This is a genomic window from Virgibacillus sp. W0430 (assembly GCF_051846935.1).
Lineage (GTDB): Bacteria > Bacillota > Bacilli > Bacillales > Amphibacillaceae > JBPYCR01.
In genome coordinates this window covers 1-15,441 of sequence record NZ_JBPYCS010000017.1, presented here as the reverse complement: position 1 = coordinate 15,441, position 15,441 = coordinate 1, and the positions used below count along the sequence as shown (strand labels likewise).

12 protein-coding genes are annotated in these 15,441 nt (G+C 36.9%); 9 read left to right on the top strand and 3 right to left on the bottom strand.

Annotated elements, in window-relative coordinates:
* Positions 1-595: 595 nt before the first annotated feature.
* Complete coding sequence (uraA, locus tag ACLIBH_RS09840; protein ID WP_439316536.1) at positions 596-1,879, bottom strand: uracil permease; 1,284 nt, start codon at positions 1,877-1,879, stop codon at positions 596-598.
* A gap of 706 nt (positions 1,880-2,585) precedes the next feature.
* Here uraA and ACLIBH_RS09835 point away from each other — a divergent pair.
* The 5 genes from ACLIBH_RS09835 to ACLIBH_RS09815 all read left to right on the top strand — a co-directional run bounded on the left by ACLIBH_RS09835 (position 2,586) and on the right by ACLIBH_RS09815 (position 7,630).
* On the top strand, positions 2,586-3,215 hold the full coding sequence (locus ACLIBH_RS09835; protein ID WP_439316535.1) for a hypothetical protein: 630 nt from the start codon (positions 2,586-2,588) through the stop codon (positions 3,213-3,215).
* 25 nt (positions 3,216-3,240) lie between these two features.
* On the top strand, positions 3,241-3,942 hold the full coding sequence (locus ACLIBH_RS09830; protein ID WP_439316534.1) for an SDR family oxidoreductase: 702 nt from the start codon (positions 3,241-3,243) through the stop codon (positions 3,940-3,942).
* A gap of 180 nt (positions 3,943-4,122) precedes the next feature.
* Complete coding sequence (locus ACLIBH_RS09825; RefSeq protein ID WP_439316533.1) at positions 4,123-5,334, top strand: NAD(P)/FAD-dependent oxidoreductase; 1,212 nt, start codon at positions 4,123-4,125, stop codon at positions 5,332-5,334.
* A gap of 544 nt (positions 5,335-5,878) precedes the next feature.
* On the top strand, positions 5,879-6,736 hold the full coding sequence (locus ACLIBH_RS09820) for a VanW family protein (protein WP_439316532.1): 858 nt from the start codon (positions 5,879-5,881) through the stop codon (positions 6,734-6,736).
* Between the two features lie 636 nt (positions 6,737-7,372).
* Entirely contained in the window at positions 7,373-7,630 is a 258-nt protein-coding gene (locus ACLIBH_RS09815) for a phage holin (RefSeq protein ID WP_439316531.1), read from the top strand.
* 487 nt (positions 7,631-8,117) lie between these two features.
* Here ACLIBH_RS09815 and ACLIBH_RS09810 read toward each other — a convergent pair whose 3' ends face one another.
* On the bottom strand, positions 8,118-8,468 hold the full coding sequence (locus ACLIBH_RS09810; protein WP_439316530.1) for a general stress protein: 351 nt from the start codon (positions 8,466-8,468) through the stop codon (positions 8,118-8,120).
* A 134-nt stretch (positions 8,469-8,602) separates the two neighbouring features.
* Between ACLIBH_RS09810 and ACLIBH_RS09805 the strand changes: the two genes are divergently transcribed.
* The 4 genes from ACLIBH_RS09805 to ACLIBH_RS09790 all read left to right on the top strand — a co-directional run bounded on the left by ACLIBH_RS09805 (position 8,603) and on the right by ACLIBH_RS09790 (position 15,335).
* Positions 8,603-10,024 carry a hypothetical protein gene (locus tag ACLIBH_RS09805; RefSeq protein ID WP_439316529.1) on the top strand — a complete coding sequence of 474 codons (1,422 nt, stop codon included), beginning with the start codon at positions 8,603-8,605 and terminating at the stop codon, positions 10,022-10,024.
* A 485-nt stretch (positions 10,025-10,509) separates the two neighbouring features.
* The gene (gene xsc, locus ACLIBH_RS09800) at positions 10,510-12,282 is read left to right on the top strand and encodes a sulfoacetaldehyde acetyltransferase (protein ID WP_439316528.1); all 1,773 of its coding nucleotides are present in this window, start codon (positions 10,510-10,512) and stop codon (positions 12,280-12,282) included.
* 134 nt (positions 12,283-12,416) lie between these two features.
* Positions 12,417-13,481: a TRAP transporter substrate-binding protein gene (locus ACLIBH_RS09795; RefSeq protein WP_439316527.1), complete on the top strand. Its 1,065-nt coding sequence runs from the start codon at positions 12,417-12,419 to the stop codon at positions 13,479-13,481.
* 72 nt (positions 13,482-13,553) lie between these two features.
* Positions 13,554-15,335 (top strand): TRAP transporter large permease, encoded by a 1,782-nt coding sequence (locus ACLIBH_RS09790; protein WP_439316526.1) that lies wholly within the window; start codon positions 13,554-13,556, stop codon positions 15,333-15,335.
* Here ACLIBH_RS09790 and ACLIBH_RS09785 read toward each other — a convergent pair.
* Complete coding sequence (locus tag ACLIBH_RS09785) at positions 15,310-15,405, bottom strand: hypothetical protein (protein ID WP_439316565.1); 96 nt, start codon at positions 15,403-15,405, stop codon at positions 15,310-15,312. The genes ACLIBH_RS09790 and ACLIBH_RS09785 overlap by 26 nt on opposite strands.
* Between the last annotated feature and the right edge of the window lie 36 nt (positions 15,406-15,441).

Sequence of the window (15,441 nt, the reverse complement as noted above, 5' to 3'; positions counted from 1 at the left end):
CCCCGTAGAATAAAAGTCGTCGAAAACCATATTACCCTCTTTAGGCTGATTGGAACGAAAGTCGACGGACTCCTGCAGAAATAGCAAGCGTCTGAAGATCACTGCAGCGACTCGGATAGAGGAGCTACAGAAGCGGAGGCCGTGGCAGCGGAAAGCGTGTCGGCTGTAGTGCAAGCCAGCGAAATCAGAGCACAAGCTTTCGTGTTTTCGTTCTACTTAATTCGTACGTATTCCTCAACTTAAAATACATCACCAACGTCATTCGACAAAGAACTATTAAGATGCCAAAAGGAATTCAGTTTTAAACTGAATTCCTTTTGCATATCTAGCAGTGCTATGTACTAACTCTATAAAACTTTTGGGTATCCGGAAAGTAATGTAGGAGGAGAAATTTTGTAACATTTCTGCTTATAGAATATACGCGCTTTCCGCGGGCGAGTGGCGAGCCTCCTCTGGTACACACTGTGGTCTCATCGATCTCTAGCCTCCCGCTGGTTTCCCGCATTTTCCATTCGCTCGCTTTGAAGAGCCTTCCTAATTTTCTACACGACGAAAATTTAAAAGACTAAGATTTGTTTCACATTTAATTGGAATATTATTCATTCGACAATTTTAAAACATCGAGTAGCTTAAAGAATAGTCCTAGAATTATTGCAACAACAGTTGCCAATCCCATCCCTGTTAACGCAACCTCTCCGATTTGAATCGTAGCACCACTTATCCCAATAACAAGAACAACACATGTTAAAATTAAATTTTGAGATCTGCTATAATCTACTTTAGCTTCAACAAGCATTCGAATACCGCTTGCTCCGATTATCCCGAATAACAAAAGAGAAATTCCTCCCATAACCGGGGTAGGTATAGATGAAATAAGGGCCGCTAATTTTCCGACAAAGGATAAAACAATTGCAATGACAGCTGCAATGCCAATAATCCACGTGGAGTAAACGCGTGTAATCGCGAGCACACCAATATTTTCACCATACGTAGTATTTGGTGTTGAACCGAATAAACTAGAAATCATCGTTGAAATCCCATTACCGGCTAGTGAACGGTCAAGTCCAGGGTCTTTCGCCAAGTCCTTACCTACAATATTACTCGTTACAAAAAGGTGGCCTATATGCTCAGGAATTAATACGAGCGCTGCTGGTAAAATTACTAGGATTGCTGACCAGTCAAATTTAATTTGATAAAATTGCGGTGTAGTTACCCAGGAAGCTTCTTTAACCGCGGTGAAATCGACTAATCCTACAGAAAAAGCAATAATATATCCAATTACGATTCCTAATAATATCGGTATGATTTTTAAAAATCCTCGTAAAGTTACCCAACAAACAATCGTAACTGCCAACGTTAACAACGAGACAATTGCTGTTTTTGGATCCATTGACCACGTACCATCAGCATTAGCTGGAGCAATCCAACCAGCCATTTCTGCTGCAACGGGTACTAATTCCAATCCGATTACTGCAACGATCGCCCCCATTGCAGCTGGAGGAAAAATAATATCAATCCACCCTGTTCCGGCAACTTTTACAATATATGCAACAATTGTTAACACAACCCCAACTGCAAAAAAACCACCGAGTACATATCCGTAGCCATCATTTCCAGAATAGTGACCAAGGACAACAAAAACTGGAGAAATAAAGGCAAAGCTCGACCCAAGATACGCAGGAATTTTTCCTTTCGTAATAAATATATAAAGGAGTGTTCCTATTCCATTCATTAACAAAATTGTTGCCGGATTGACTCCGAACAAAATCGGAACTAAAACCGTTGAACCAAACATTGCGAATAAGTGCTGTAATCCAAGAGGTAAACTTTTTAATAAAGGTAACCGTTCGTGTACTTGTATTTCGTCGTATTTTCTCACAGTATCCATCTCCTTTTAAAATGCTGTTTACCGGTTACCATTTTAAAAAGAAAAAACCTTGCCGCAAAAGGGCAAGGTATAGTTTATAGAGAGAAATTTGATAATTCTGCACTATTATGAATGAACAGAACTCGTCTGTTCCACCTTGCCAGCCTCACGGGACTGAATTAAAGGTAACCGTATAAACTTGTCTTTGTTATTGTGGCATATATTTTAAAAAAGTCAATGTTTTTTTAAAATCTCTTGCAGCTTAAATTAATTTTTGATATGCAATATTCAATGGTGCTATAGCTCAGTTGTGAAGTTAAATATTTGATTTACTTATCTTGCTCATGGACTACACTCGCTTTCCGTGAGCATCTTACAAATTTCTTTAATGGTTTTTCAGTTGTTGCTTTTCCTAGTGAAGTCGCGTATATTCCATTTGCTAAGATAAGTAATATAGATAAGGGAATCAATACTTCAGGAAATTTTATTAGGAATTCTTTCAATAGTTCTTATATTGTTATGTTACTGTCTATAGCCGTAGCGCAGCGTATTAAAAAATAGAATCATCTATACCTTTTCAAGAAATTAAATATCCAATCATCAATACGTGACTCAACCCGTTCAGTCGCTACGTTTGTAAAAAAATGCTCTCGTAGTTTACAATAGATACTAGAAGCAAGTGCTGCTGATTTGTGAATGTTGTAGAGGAGGTGGAGGGGTGCAGAATAAAAAACTGTTATACATCAATTTTGTTGTTTTTATTGCCTTTATGTTTGTAGTTTTTGCAGGAGTACAAAAAATGAATCATAGACAAACAAATCATGCAGCAACGGATCACGAAAAAATAGGTAATGAGAAGAGTAGAAGCCATGCATTAAGACCTGATTATACGTATATCCCGAAGCATAAAAATGATTTTGCAATTATCTTTCATAAAACGATTGAATCGAGTGAAACAGAGGAAGAACGTATAATAGAGGGGAAAAATGAAAGCGCTTCTAATCACTCGGAAACAGAAAACAAGCCGGTTGAAACGAACAAGCCTTCATCTGAATCCAAGTCTGTAAATCCATCAGTACGTCCAAAGGTAAACCACGAATCAAAGCCCAAAGAGAAACAAGATTGGATTATAGAAGAATTAAAAGAAAACAAACAATCGACGGAGGATAAAAGTAAAGATGATGAAAATGTTGTAAAAAATGCAGATAAACAGGCGGGTGATGATCTATCTCCAAAACTTCCAGATAAAGAAGAGCAGGAAGATGAGGGAGACGCTGATGCGATTGATAACGGTACAGAATTACCAATGGAAACAGAGACAGGTGAAGAGGCAAGCGTAGAACCGTAGTAAATAGATACAAGGAGGATTACTTATGCGTTTACAAGGAAAGACAGCTATCGTAACAGGATCAAGTGGCGGAATTGGTGCTCGTATAGCAAAAGGACTTGCTATGGAAGGGGCAAACGTTATATTGGCAGCACGGCGAAAAGAGAAAATAGAAGCGCTAGCTGCTGAAATAAACGAAAGAGGAAATGGGAAAGCACTTGCTGTCCCAACTGATGTAGCGAACCGAGATGACGTTGAAAAAATGGTTTTAAAATCAAAGTCGTTTTTTAATGAAATTGATTTTTATATTAATAATGCAGGACAGATGCTCCATTCCAAAGTTCAAGACGGGCATGTTGACGAATGGGAACGTATGATTGATGTTAATGTTAAAGGGGTTTTATACGGTATACATGCTGTGCTACCGTCTATGATAGATCGTAAAACGGGACATATTATTAATATCGCATCGGTCTCTGGCTTTGAAGTAACGAAAATGAGCACTGTTTATAGTGCAACCAAATATGCCGTACGCGCAATTTCGATGGGGCTTGAAAAAGAATTAGCAAAAACAGGTGTTCGAGTTACGAATATCTCACCAGGCATGGTAAAAACCGATCTTTCCAGCGGCCGAGTGCCAACCGACCGAACGCCATTACAAACGGATGATATTGCAAACGCTGTAGTATATGCGGCAACGCAGCCGGATAATGTCAACGTGAACGAAATTACGATTCGACCTGTTTAAAATAAAATAGGTATGTCGTAAACTTACATTAAAAAAATAGCCAAGTTTATTAGCTAATTTACTATTTATTTGCTATTATGGATATGTTATTTACTAGTGATTCTACTTATAAGTAATGCATAGCGATGCTGAACTTACAAATTTATTTACTTTAGGACAAAGTAGGAAGGTGGATTTTTTATGAACAACAAACCAAAAATCGTCGTACTTGGTGCAGGGTACGCTGGTCTAATGACAGCAAGACGACTAACGCAAACTTTGGCTGCTGAAGAAGCCGACATTGTACTTGTCAACAAACATAATTACCATTATGAAACGACTTGGTTACATGAAGTTGCTGCCGGTACAATTAATCCGAACCAAGCGCGCTTTATGCTGAGCGATGTTGTAAATCCAAATCGTGTACGTCTTGTTTATGACGTCGTTTCAGAAATTAAGAAAGACGAAAAGCGTGTTGTATTAGAAAACGGAGAACTAACATATGATTATCTTGTTATTGCTTTAGGATTCGAAACGAATACGTTTGGTATTAAAGGAATGGCTGAAAATGCATACTCCATCGTAGATATTGACTCTAGTCGGTTAATTCGTGATCATATTGAGTATCAATTCGCAAAATATAAAACAGAAGAAAATCCGGACGAAGATAGCTTGACTATTTTAGTAGGTGGAGCTGGATTTACCGGAATTGAATTTGTTGGTGAATTAGTGGAACGAGTACCACAGCTTTGTAAAAAATATGACATTGAAAGAAGTAAGGTGCGTATCATTAATGTTGAAGCTGCACCATCCATTTTACCAATGTTCGACAAAGATTTAGTATCTTATGCAATGAATTCTTTGGAAAATCGTGGCGTAGAATTCCGACTCGATGCGAAGATCCAAGAATGTACAGAAGATAGCTTCATTATTGGTGAAGATAATGAAGAAATAAAGGCAGGTACGATTGTTTGGACAGGTGGAGTAACTGGGAACTCTATACTAGGTAAATCCGGGTTTGAAATTACAAGAGGAAAAGTAACAGTAAATGGAGATATGCGTGCACCAGGCGAAGAGGATATCTTTATTCTTGGTGACTGTGCTTGGGTAATGAATGAGGCAGAAGGTCGCCCGTTCCCTCCAACAGCTCAAGCAGCTTTACAGCATGCAAAAACATGTGCAAATAATATTCGAGCGTTGCTACACAATGAGCCATTAGAAAACTTCTATTTCGATGATAAGGGTACTGTAGCATCATTAGGTGTCACAGATGGCATAGGAAGTATTTTCAATGGTACGAAGCTAAAAGGGAAATCAGCTGCTACGATGAAAAAAGTTGTCGACAATCGCTCGTTGTTTATGCTCGGTGGCACGAAAATCTTACTTAAAAAAGGGAAAATTCGTCCATTTTAATTGCAAAGTCAATGAACAGGGGAGGAAACGAATAATGCGAAACGGTTTATTAATGGTTTTAGCAGCCGTTATTGGTTATATGGTTGCAAGTCGTTACGTAGAGGAAACAAGAGATTTCCGCTAAAAGTAAATAAATCTAGGACATATGTAGCCAAAAATGTTAAAAAAGGTTCGATCATAGACAATCAATGATCGAACCTTTTTTGTATTTTTAAAAAAAGAGGGATTAGATTATGGAACTCAGGATTCGTCTCCGACACGATAGAATGGAATAGGCAATACTCCCATAGGAAAGTCGAAAATCAATTTAAGAGGGTAAAAGGCTGTTTAAATTAGTTGAGTAATTGCCTACGGATAGCGAGTATTTCATGAGCAATGTGAGAAAACTTCTTCTACATTATTCTCGGGATACTCACAAAAGTTTAACCTGCGTACTTTGCTTTATTAGATATAAACGGTGTATCTAATTAATTTTTAGTAACTGTACAAGTTGTACACATGAACTTACCCCTTTTTCTCATACTAAGAAAAAGGGGTTTTGACGATGTATGTCTTTTTACTGTTTTTGTATTTAATAACACCTTCACTAGAAAATGTCACAGTGTCACTAACAATAAGCGATGAAGGAAACATAATAGAGGTCGTTGAGCGCGATGCTTATTCACTGCCATTCCATACTGGATTGTTTTTTAATCATGCTAAGCTACAACGATTATTGAACCAGATAGATGAGGCGACTTATAAACGACCGATAGACGCAACAATTGCGGATGATAATTCAATAATTAATGAGCAGCTAGGAAGCCGAATGGATAGAGTCGCTCTAACCGAAGCGATCCTTCGTTTTTTCTACAGTGGCGTGTCAAATCAAATTGAAGTACCTAAAGAAATCGTACATCCTAAAGTAGATCGTGAATTATTATTAAAAATTCGAGATAAAAAAATGGGAGAGTACGAAACGTATTTTAAAAAAGCGAACGTTGAGCGTACCCATAATATTGAACTATCCACTAAAGCGATAAATAATTACGTTGTTTTACCAGGAGAACAGTTTTCGTTTAATAAGGTTGTCGGAGAACGTACGAAAGAAAGAGGGTATAAAAAAGCACCTGTAATTGTTAAAGGTGAGATTGAAGAAGATATTGGTGGAGGGATATGCCAGGTTTCATCCACTTTATTTAATGCTGTAAATTTAAAAGGGATAGAAATAATTGAACGCTATTCTCACAGTCGTTCAGTTCCCTATGTACCGCCAGGAAAAGATGCCACTGTTAGTTGGTGGGGGCCCGATTTTGTATTTAAAAATAAATATGATCAGCCTATTTTAATAAGGGCGCAAGCGATTGAAGGAAGAATGATCATTCGAATTTATTCTTCATCTGAAGCAAAGCCAACCAATTAACTCCTAACGAACACACCTTTTTACAAACAGAAATGGACACTTTATCATTTAGGTAACGCTTCGATCTGGAAATGCATTTCACATTCTATGGATAACAGTCGAATCTCCTTCGCATGCATACGAAAGCTTCCCGTCGCACATCACTTCCTTTAAATGTGTACGTCTATTACGAAGCTGCACTTTGTCCGGTATATGGTTAAATTTACGTAATTCCTACTCTCTATTTACTTCTTAAATGATTTAACCTCATCTGAATCGCTTACTTTTACGCCATCGTTCTTGCGTTTAATAGTACTTGGGAGGTGAATTGCTTCGTTATGTGCAAGCAGATCCCACCCTACGAGAATATTCTACGATCGATCAAACATGATTAAAAGTGATTTTCCTTTATCAATGATGGAGTATGCTATTGAAATACTTCTATGCATTAAAATTTCGACTAAATCGTCTTATCAAACAAGCTTTCGTGCAATAAGAAATAAGAGAAAGTTATGATAGGTAAAAGATGCTCTTTTCTTATCTATCGATTTGATGTATTTGTAACCTCACTTAACAAAACACCTGCTTTTCCTGCCGTTCCTATAATTGTAAGTTGGAATAAAATAAAAAATGATTATTAAGTTAGGAGGTGTTTGAATGGACAGAGGAACGGTTATTCGCACAGCGACGTTATTGTTAGCATTAACCAACCAATTTCTTGTCATCTTTGGAAAGTCTCCTTTGCCAATTGAAAGTGAGGTTATAGAACATATGAGCGCCTTAATGTTTACAACAGTTACGTCAGTTATAGCCTGGTATAAAAACAACTATGTAACGAAAACAGGGAAAATGCAAAAGGAAATTTTAACAGAGAATGGACTGACGAACAAAAAAAGAGAGAAAAGAAAGAAGTGAAGTCGGTATTAATTATGGACCCAGGTCATCGGGAAGGGGTGAAGGTGGTGGTTCCACACATAAATAGCCGGAAAAAGAATTGAATGTAAAGATTACCTCTTTTAATTTAATAGATATAAAGAAATAAAACTCGCAGTAGCACTCATAAAAGACGGCTGACACATTACTAGCAAGCGGATGAAGATAGGGTATATTACATCAAATAATTTTGGCCGACTTACGTATGAAGTCAAGATATACCGCAACCGTACATTGCGATCATTCAAACTGATTTTGGTAAGGGACTAATTTATACGCTTCCCAAAACTGAGCAACTCGTCCCCTGATAGATCTACTTAAACAGTAAACGAACAAAATGAGCCAATTATAATTCCTTCAAAAAAGTTATTTTTTGAAAATTGTGTTATCTGATTACAATGTATTATAAAGAGCACCCTAGTGTCATTAACATTAGGGTGCCCTAGAGCGCGTGTTATTTTAGGAAGTGCTACATTAAATACCGTTCTGGATTATCATGATTTGTAACAATTAAAAGGATTTTTCCTTCATCTAAATCTTCCTCAAGCGTTTCGGATTCCTGTCTTGAGAATCCGATATCTTGTAGTTTTGTTCGTAGCTCGTCCCCTTTTTTATTAAATACATTCTTAAGCGCATCTGTAAAATCCATTTCCTTCAAGCCAATTTTACTAGCATTGGCATTACTTGCTACGCGATCTGTTCGATCATCATCGTGTGACAATAAATAAATATCGTCTTTATTTACTCCTCTATTTTGCAATGCTTGTACATCTCTTTGAAGATTTTCGTCATTCGTATATTCCATAACAAATGGTCTCATATTTATGCCTCCTTTAGATGTTGTATTGTGTATGTTCCCGTCTAATAAGGAATTAAACATTTCATATAAATAAGCACTGTAAGTAGCGTTTTCGCATAGGTTATAGCACACTTATGTAGAAAGGAAGATGGGGAGTGGATTTAACGACGTCACATTTGTTATATGGTTTATTTACGTTATTAATTATTGTAACTATGATTTTTCGTAAAGGTGTCGTATTACCATCGTTGTTAGGTACTTTTGTTATTGCCTGGGTATATAAAGGTAGTTTAGTAGATGGGTTCACCTCAATATTTCATGCTAATTTGGTTGCTGCAACTGAGCTTTTTAATATATTTTTAATCATTACATTTATGATCGCACTTTTGCATTCATTACGAGACATTGGTGCAGATGAAAAAATGATTCAGCCGATTCAAAAAATGATGGTAAATGGTCATGTTTCATTTTTTATTTTAATCGGTGTTACGTATGTTATTTCCTTGTTTTTTTGGCCTACTCCTGCTGTGCCGCTTATATGTGCTTTATTAGTTCCTGCAGCTGTAAGATCAGGCTTACCCATTATGGGAGCGGCAGTAGCGGTAGCTATTGCTGGGCAGGGAATGGCACTTTCTTCGGATTATATAGTTCAAGTAGCGCCTAGCTTATCCGCAAAATCTGCTGGGGTATCTACAATAGTCGTTGCGGACAAAGCTTTAATATTATCTTTAATTACTGGAACAATTGCCATTGCTGTAGCCTACATTGTATATCGAAAAAAGATTAGAGATAAAAGTGATCCGCGGATTGAAACGGAACTGCAGGCATTGTCTCTTGAGCGTGATACCGGTAAAAAGGCACATACGAAGCATCTTTCGTATTGGGGGAAATTATTTGCGATATTTGTCCCGCTCACACTTCTTGCTGTTGTCATTTACATGGTTTATACGAAGCTTCTCTCTGGGCGAATGGGGGGATTGGAAGGTGGTGATGGAGCAGCCTTAATCGGGGGTGTAGCTGTTATTTTGTTGCTATTATCAACCGTCGCTTTCGGTAAACAACATGCTTTAGATTATATTACCAACCATATTACAAATGGATTTGTATTTGCATTTAAAGCAATGGGACCTGTTATTCCAATTGCAGGATTTTTCTTTCTAGGCAGCAGTGAATTTTCAGGAAGTATTTTAGGTGTAGATGAAGCAGCACCGGCCTTCTTATTTGACCTTGTCCAATCAAGTCAGCAATTTTTACCGCAAAGTGCATTACTAGCTGCATTTAGTATTTTAATTATTGGGATTATTACAGGGTTGGACGGTTCTGGGTTTTCAGGTCTTCCATTAACTGGAGCACTTGCCGCCGCATTGGAGAATAGTTCGATCGATGCCTCTACGTTAGCAGCTATAGGGCAAATGGGCTCCATTTGGACAGGGGGAGGTACACTTGTAGCTTGGTCGTCCTTAATTGCTATTGCCGGATTTTGTGGGATTTCAGTCATGGAGTTAGTTCGAAAAAACTTTATTCCAGTTATTTTAGGATTGCTCGTAAGTACAATATTTGCCGTTTTAATTTTATAAAGTATTCGTAACTTTGATACCCAGACGGATAATAAAAATGTCTGGGTGTTTAAGTTTGCACTTTTTTAAATATATAGTAATAAATTTGCACTTTTAAAATACGTATATATTAATCACTAACATTTTTGAATTCAAAGTAATGTTGATATTACTGGTACGTACATTATGATGACTTTTTAAATTAATTTAGTCAACCTATGCACTAATTATCATATGTTAAATGTTAGTTTAATAATAAAACGTTCGTATTTACAAAAAAATAATAATTAGGAGTGATAAATTCAAAAGATTGTCTAGCTTTAGAAAGAAGTAGAAAAGCTTTTCAACCCGGAAATAAAAAAAAGAATTGTAGGTTATGTAAGTTACGTATTAATTGAATAAGTCGCATAGTATTCAAGTTGGTAAAAAGCAGAGGATTATATACATATTACTAAGTATGTTGTTTTTAAAACTGAAAGTTTGGAATTTCTATTAGGAGGATTATTATGAACAAGCCAGAGTCGAAAGTCAAAGCAAATGATATTAAAAAAGTAAAAATGACCCCGAGTGAAGCAATTGTAGAAACATTGGTTGCTGAGGGGGTTAAAGATATTTATGGTATTTTGGGCTCAGCGTTTATGGATATGTTGGATTTGTTACCAACAGCCGGCATACGATTTCTACCAGTGCGACATGAACAAAGTTCTGCACATATTGCAGATGCATACACTCGTGTTACAGGAGTTGCAGGAGTAGTTATTGGTCAAAATGGGCCAGGTATTACTAATATGGTTACATCCGTTGCCGCCGCCAATCACGCCCATACTCCGATGGTCGTAATTTCACCATCGGCTGGTACGCCTACAATTGGTTGGGATGGGTTTCAAGAATGTGATCAAGTGTCGGTGTTTAAGGCTATTACGAAGGAAACAGTAGAAGTAACTCATCCAAGTCGAGTTGCGGAATCTCTGAGAACCGCCTTCCGTATTGCATATGCAGAGCGCGGCCCCGTCTTATTTGATATTCCAAGAGACTATTTTTATGGGGAGTTGGAAGATTATATTTTACAGCCACATCAATATCGTGCTGATACAAGAGGTGCAGGAGATTTAGTTCAGATCGACAAGGCAGTTGAACTTTTAAAAAATGCTGAACGACCAGTCATATTATCTGGAAGGGGGGTTGTAGATTCGGACGCTATAGATGTTGTCATTAAAATTGCCGAACACTTAACAGCTCCAGTTGCTGTATCTTACATGCATAATGATGCATTTCCTAATAACCACCCTCTGGCAGTAGGACCAATAGGCTATATGGGTTCAAAGGCAGCAATGTATTCTCTCAAGGATGCAGACGTACTATTAGCAATAGGTACTAGATTATCGATCTTTGGTACATTACCTAGTTATGATATTGATTATTTCCCTAAACACGCGAATATTATACAAGTTGATATCAATCCTCGAAATATCGCACGAACGCATCCAGTAGAAGTTGGAGTTATTGGAGATGCACGAGCTGCAAGTGAAGCAATATATAGTCGTTTAGTAAGCGTAGACAAAAGAAATGATGACACACGGCTTGAAGGGATATCTAAGCTTAAAAAAGATTGGGAAGAAGAGTTAATGGATTTAGCAATGATAGAAGGGCATCCGATAAATCCACGACGTGCACTTTTAGAAGTGAGAAAAGCATTTCCAGATAATACAATTTTTTCAACGGATATAGGCAATGTTTCTTCTACTGCAAATGCGTACTTAACCTTTAATCAAAGTAGACGTCATATAGCTGCTTTAACTTTTGGAAACTGTGGATTTGCTTATCCGGCTGCAATTGGTGCAAAGTTAGCCGAGCCTAATTCACCTTCAGTAGCAATTGTTGGAGATGGCGCTTGGGGGATGAGTTTGCACGAGGTAAGCACAGCAGTTGAACAAAACATTCCTGTTATTGCTTGTGTTTTTAATAATAAATCATGGGGAGCAGAGAAGAAAAATCAAGTAGATTATTATAATGATCGTTTTATTGGTTCAGATATTGAAGGACCTGACTTTGCTGAAGTAGCGCGATCAATGGGAGCGCTCGGTTTTAGTGTAGACAATGCAGAAGATATTAGGCCAACTATTGAGAAAGTATTGGAAGCAAATAAACCAGCCGTTATCAATATATATGTCGATGGAAATCAACTAGCACCACCTTTTAGAAAAGATGCTCTCAAAATGCCGACTAGATTTTTGGAAAAATATAAACATTTGGATCATAATGCATGGCGAGATGAATAGGAAGAATCAAGATAAGCGCCTAGAAAAATATAAAGCTTACTAGGTGCTTATGTGTTTTCGTTAAAGGCTAGATTTACTTATAAATTTATGATGATGAAAAATTGTTTTATTAGAATTAGAAGGAGGGGAATTTAATGAGCGAAATGAAAAAAAAGATGATTTTATTTATGATCACATTAGGCTTTATAGTTTTGTTTATTTCTGGGTGTGGGAACTCGAACGATACGGATAAAACATCAAATGATAGTGAGGAGGTAATTAGTTTTCGATTAGGTCAATCCAAAGCTGCAACCCACCCTGTTTCATTAGGTATAGACAAATTTGCTGAGTTAGTGAAGGAAAAGACGAATGGAGAAATAGTTGTAGAAACATTCCATGACGGAACTATTGGAGACGATCGAGAAGTAATTGAAGGAGCTCAACAGGGTACGCTTGATTTTGCTAGTTCCTCCACCCCAAATATGGCTAGTTTTACAAACTATTTTATTGCGTGGGATTTGCCCTATATTTTCGAAAATAAGGAAGAAGTATACAAGGCCGTTGATGGAAAACCTGGAGATGTTATTAGAGAAGAGTTGGAAAAGTCGGGATTTAAAGTTATTTTCTTTCCAGACTATGGATTCCGTCAAGTGGTCAATAACGTTAGACCGATAATAGAACCAAATGATTTGAAGGGACTAAAGGTCCGGACGACTAATTCACCAGTCGAGCAAGCAGACTTCGAGGCTATGGGTGCTGTTCCAACGCCAATGAGCTGGAATGAAGTTTATACTGGTTTACAACAAGGCACAATTGAAGCAGAGGGGAACAGCTACTCCTTGCTTTGGTCTACAAAACATCAGGAAGTATTAAAGTATGCTACAGAAGTAAATTACAATTATAGTTCGGATATTGTAGTTATGAATAAAGCTATTTTTGATAATCTATCTCCAGAACATCAGCAAATAATTATGGAGGCAGGTCAAGAAGCAGTTGAATGGCAAAGAGACGTAGCAAACGAACAGGAAGCAGAAGCTAAACAGAAATTTATTGATTTTGGAATAGAAGTTTATGAGCCATCGGATGAAGAAATGAAAAAGTGGAAACAGGCGGTAGAGTCAGTGTGGGATGAATTTATTGTGCCTGGAGAAGCTGAACCAGAGTATGTTGAGATCATTTTAGAAACTTTAGGGAAGACACAGGATGATATTTTCAAATAGATCATTTTGCTATTACGGGGAATTATATTTGTTCCCCGTAATTTAGTTCCATATTGAGAGGGGAGGACAGTAATGAATCGTAGGAAATCAGAGGTGAAGACGGAAGAAGTACAATGTGTTAATAACCCTACCAATAAATTTATTAGAATAATAAAAGTGATTGATCATAGGTTTGAAGAGGTATTCATTGTGTTAGGATTTCTAGCTTTTATTATACTTATAAATTTACAAGTAATAAACCGGTACGTTTTACCTTTTATTGATATTCCCAACTTAACAACTTGGACAGAAGAGGCTGCTCGTTACATTTTTATTTATATATCTTATTTGGGAGCGAGCTTAGCTATAAAAAAGCGTGAATCTATTCAAGTCGATGTACTCTTAAGTAAATTACCAAAGAATATCCAGAAGTCTATAACATTAGCAACTACATTACTAATGTTTTATTTTAGTTATATTCTTATAAAAGGTGGATTTACGATGATTAGTTTTCAATTAGAAACTAATCAAGTAACACCTGCATTGTCAATACCAATGGCAATACCGTATAGTGCAGTTCCACTTGGTTTTCTAATCATATTCGTTCGAATGGTTCAAAACCTTATCCAAGACGTAAAAGAAATGAACATGAAAATAGTTGGTATTGCTGTTGTCTTTACTGCTATTTTAAGTCTTCCTATTATACTGTTCGAACAAATGAATGTATCGTTTATGTTATTTGGATACTTTATATTATTCATACTTATAGGTATGCCAATAGCGTTTGCTCTTGGGATCTCTACATTGGCAACTGTGCTTGCTTCTAATGCTATACCGCTTAGCTTCTTACCTCAAGCTGCTTTTACAAGTATTGATAATTTTCCTGTTATGGCGATTCCAATGTTTATTGCTACTGGAATTATAATGGGTGGTGGAAGTATCATCAAAAAATTATTAAACCTATCAGATGAATTGTTAGGGTTTCTTCCTGGTGGGCTTGCATTGGTTGGAGTTGTAACTTGTATGTTTTTTTCTGCAATCAGTGGCTCTGGTCCTGCAACTGTCGCAGCTATTGGAACTTTGTTAATTCCTGCGATGGTAAAGCAAGGATATCATATTGGATTCGCAACCGCCTTAATTGCTACTGCAGGTTCTATAGGGGTAATTATACCACCTAGCAATCCATTTGTTGTATACGGTGTAGTCGGCCAGCAGTCTATTTCAAAGTTATTTATAGCTGGTATACTACCAGGAACATTAACTGGACTAGCATTAATGATTACTACATTTTTTATTGCTAAAAAAAACGGGTGGCAAGGTGAAAAAACAACGTTTAGCTTGAAGGACACGCTTACGGCTGCATGGAATGCAAAATTAGCATTATTAGTACCCGTTTTTATTTTAGGTGGGATTTATGGTGGGGTTATGACACCAACTGAGGCGGCGGCTGTAGCAGCTGCTTATGGATTAATTATTGGTGTATTTGTATACAAAGACCTAAATATGAAAGGTGTATACGAATCCTTAGTTCAGTCGGGAACAACTTCATCTATTATTATCTTGTTAATTATCATGGCAACAATTTTTGGACGTTTAATCACAATAGAAAGAGTAGCGGAAGCAGTTGCGTCCTTTGTTTTAACAATAAGTGAGAACAAAATTATTATTCTATTGTTGATAAATATTTTTTTATTAATTGTTGGAGTTGTACTCGAAGCATTAGCTGCAATTGTTATTTTGACACCAATACTTCTTCCAATGGCTATTGCGTTAGGTATTGATCCAGTGCACTTCGGTGTAATCATGGTTTTTAATTTAGCTATAGGATTTATTACTCCCCCAGTAGGAGTTAACTTATTTGTGGTATGTACGTAACTAAAATTAATACAAATAACATTGTAATCAACAATGGTAGAATTGGTTTAAATAATTTCTCCAGCTTCAACTTTGCAACACTAGCAGCTACAAATAAGTTAACTCC

What these genes read in the sequence shown, in the direction of transcription:
- ACLIBH_RS09830 (WP_439316534.1), top strand. Translation starts at nt 3,241, where the DNA reads ATGCGTTTACAAGGAAAGACAGCTATCGTAACAGGATCAAGTGGCGGA.
- ACLIBH_RS09825 (WP_439316533.1), top strand. Translation starts at nt 4,123, where the DNA reads ATGAACAACAAACCAAAAATCGTCGTACTTGGTGCAGGGTACGCTGGT.
- ACLIBH_RS09820 (WP_439316532.1), top strand. Translation starts at nt 5,879, where the DNA reads ATGTATGTCTTTTTACTGTTTTTGTATTTAATAACACCTTCACTAGAA.
- ACLIBH_RS09815 (WP_439316531.1), top strand. Translation starts at nt 7,373, where the DNA reads ATGGACAGAGGAACGGTTATTCGCACAGCGACGTTATTGTTAGCATTA.
- ACLIBH_RS09810 (WP_439316530.1), bottom strand. Translation starts at nt 8,468, where the DNA reads ATGAGACCATTTGTTATGGAATATACGAATGACGAAAATCTTCAAAGA.
- xsc (WP_439316528.1), top strand. Translation starts at nt 10,510, where the DNA reads ATGAACAAGCCAGAGTCGAAAGTCAAAGCAAATGATATTAAAAAAGTA.
- ACLIBH_RS09795 (WP_439316527.1), top strand. Translation starts at nt 12,417, where the DNA reads ATGAGCGAAATGAAAAAAAAGATGATTTTATTTATGATCACATTAGGC.
- ACLIBH_RS09790 (WP_439316526.1), top strand. Translation starts at nt 13,554, where the DNA reads ATGAATCGTAGGAAATCAGAGGTGAAGACGGAAGAAGTACAATGTGTT.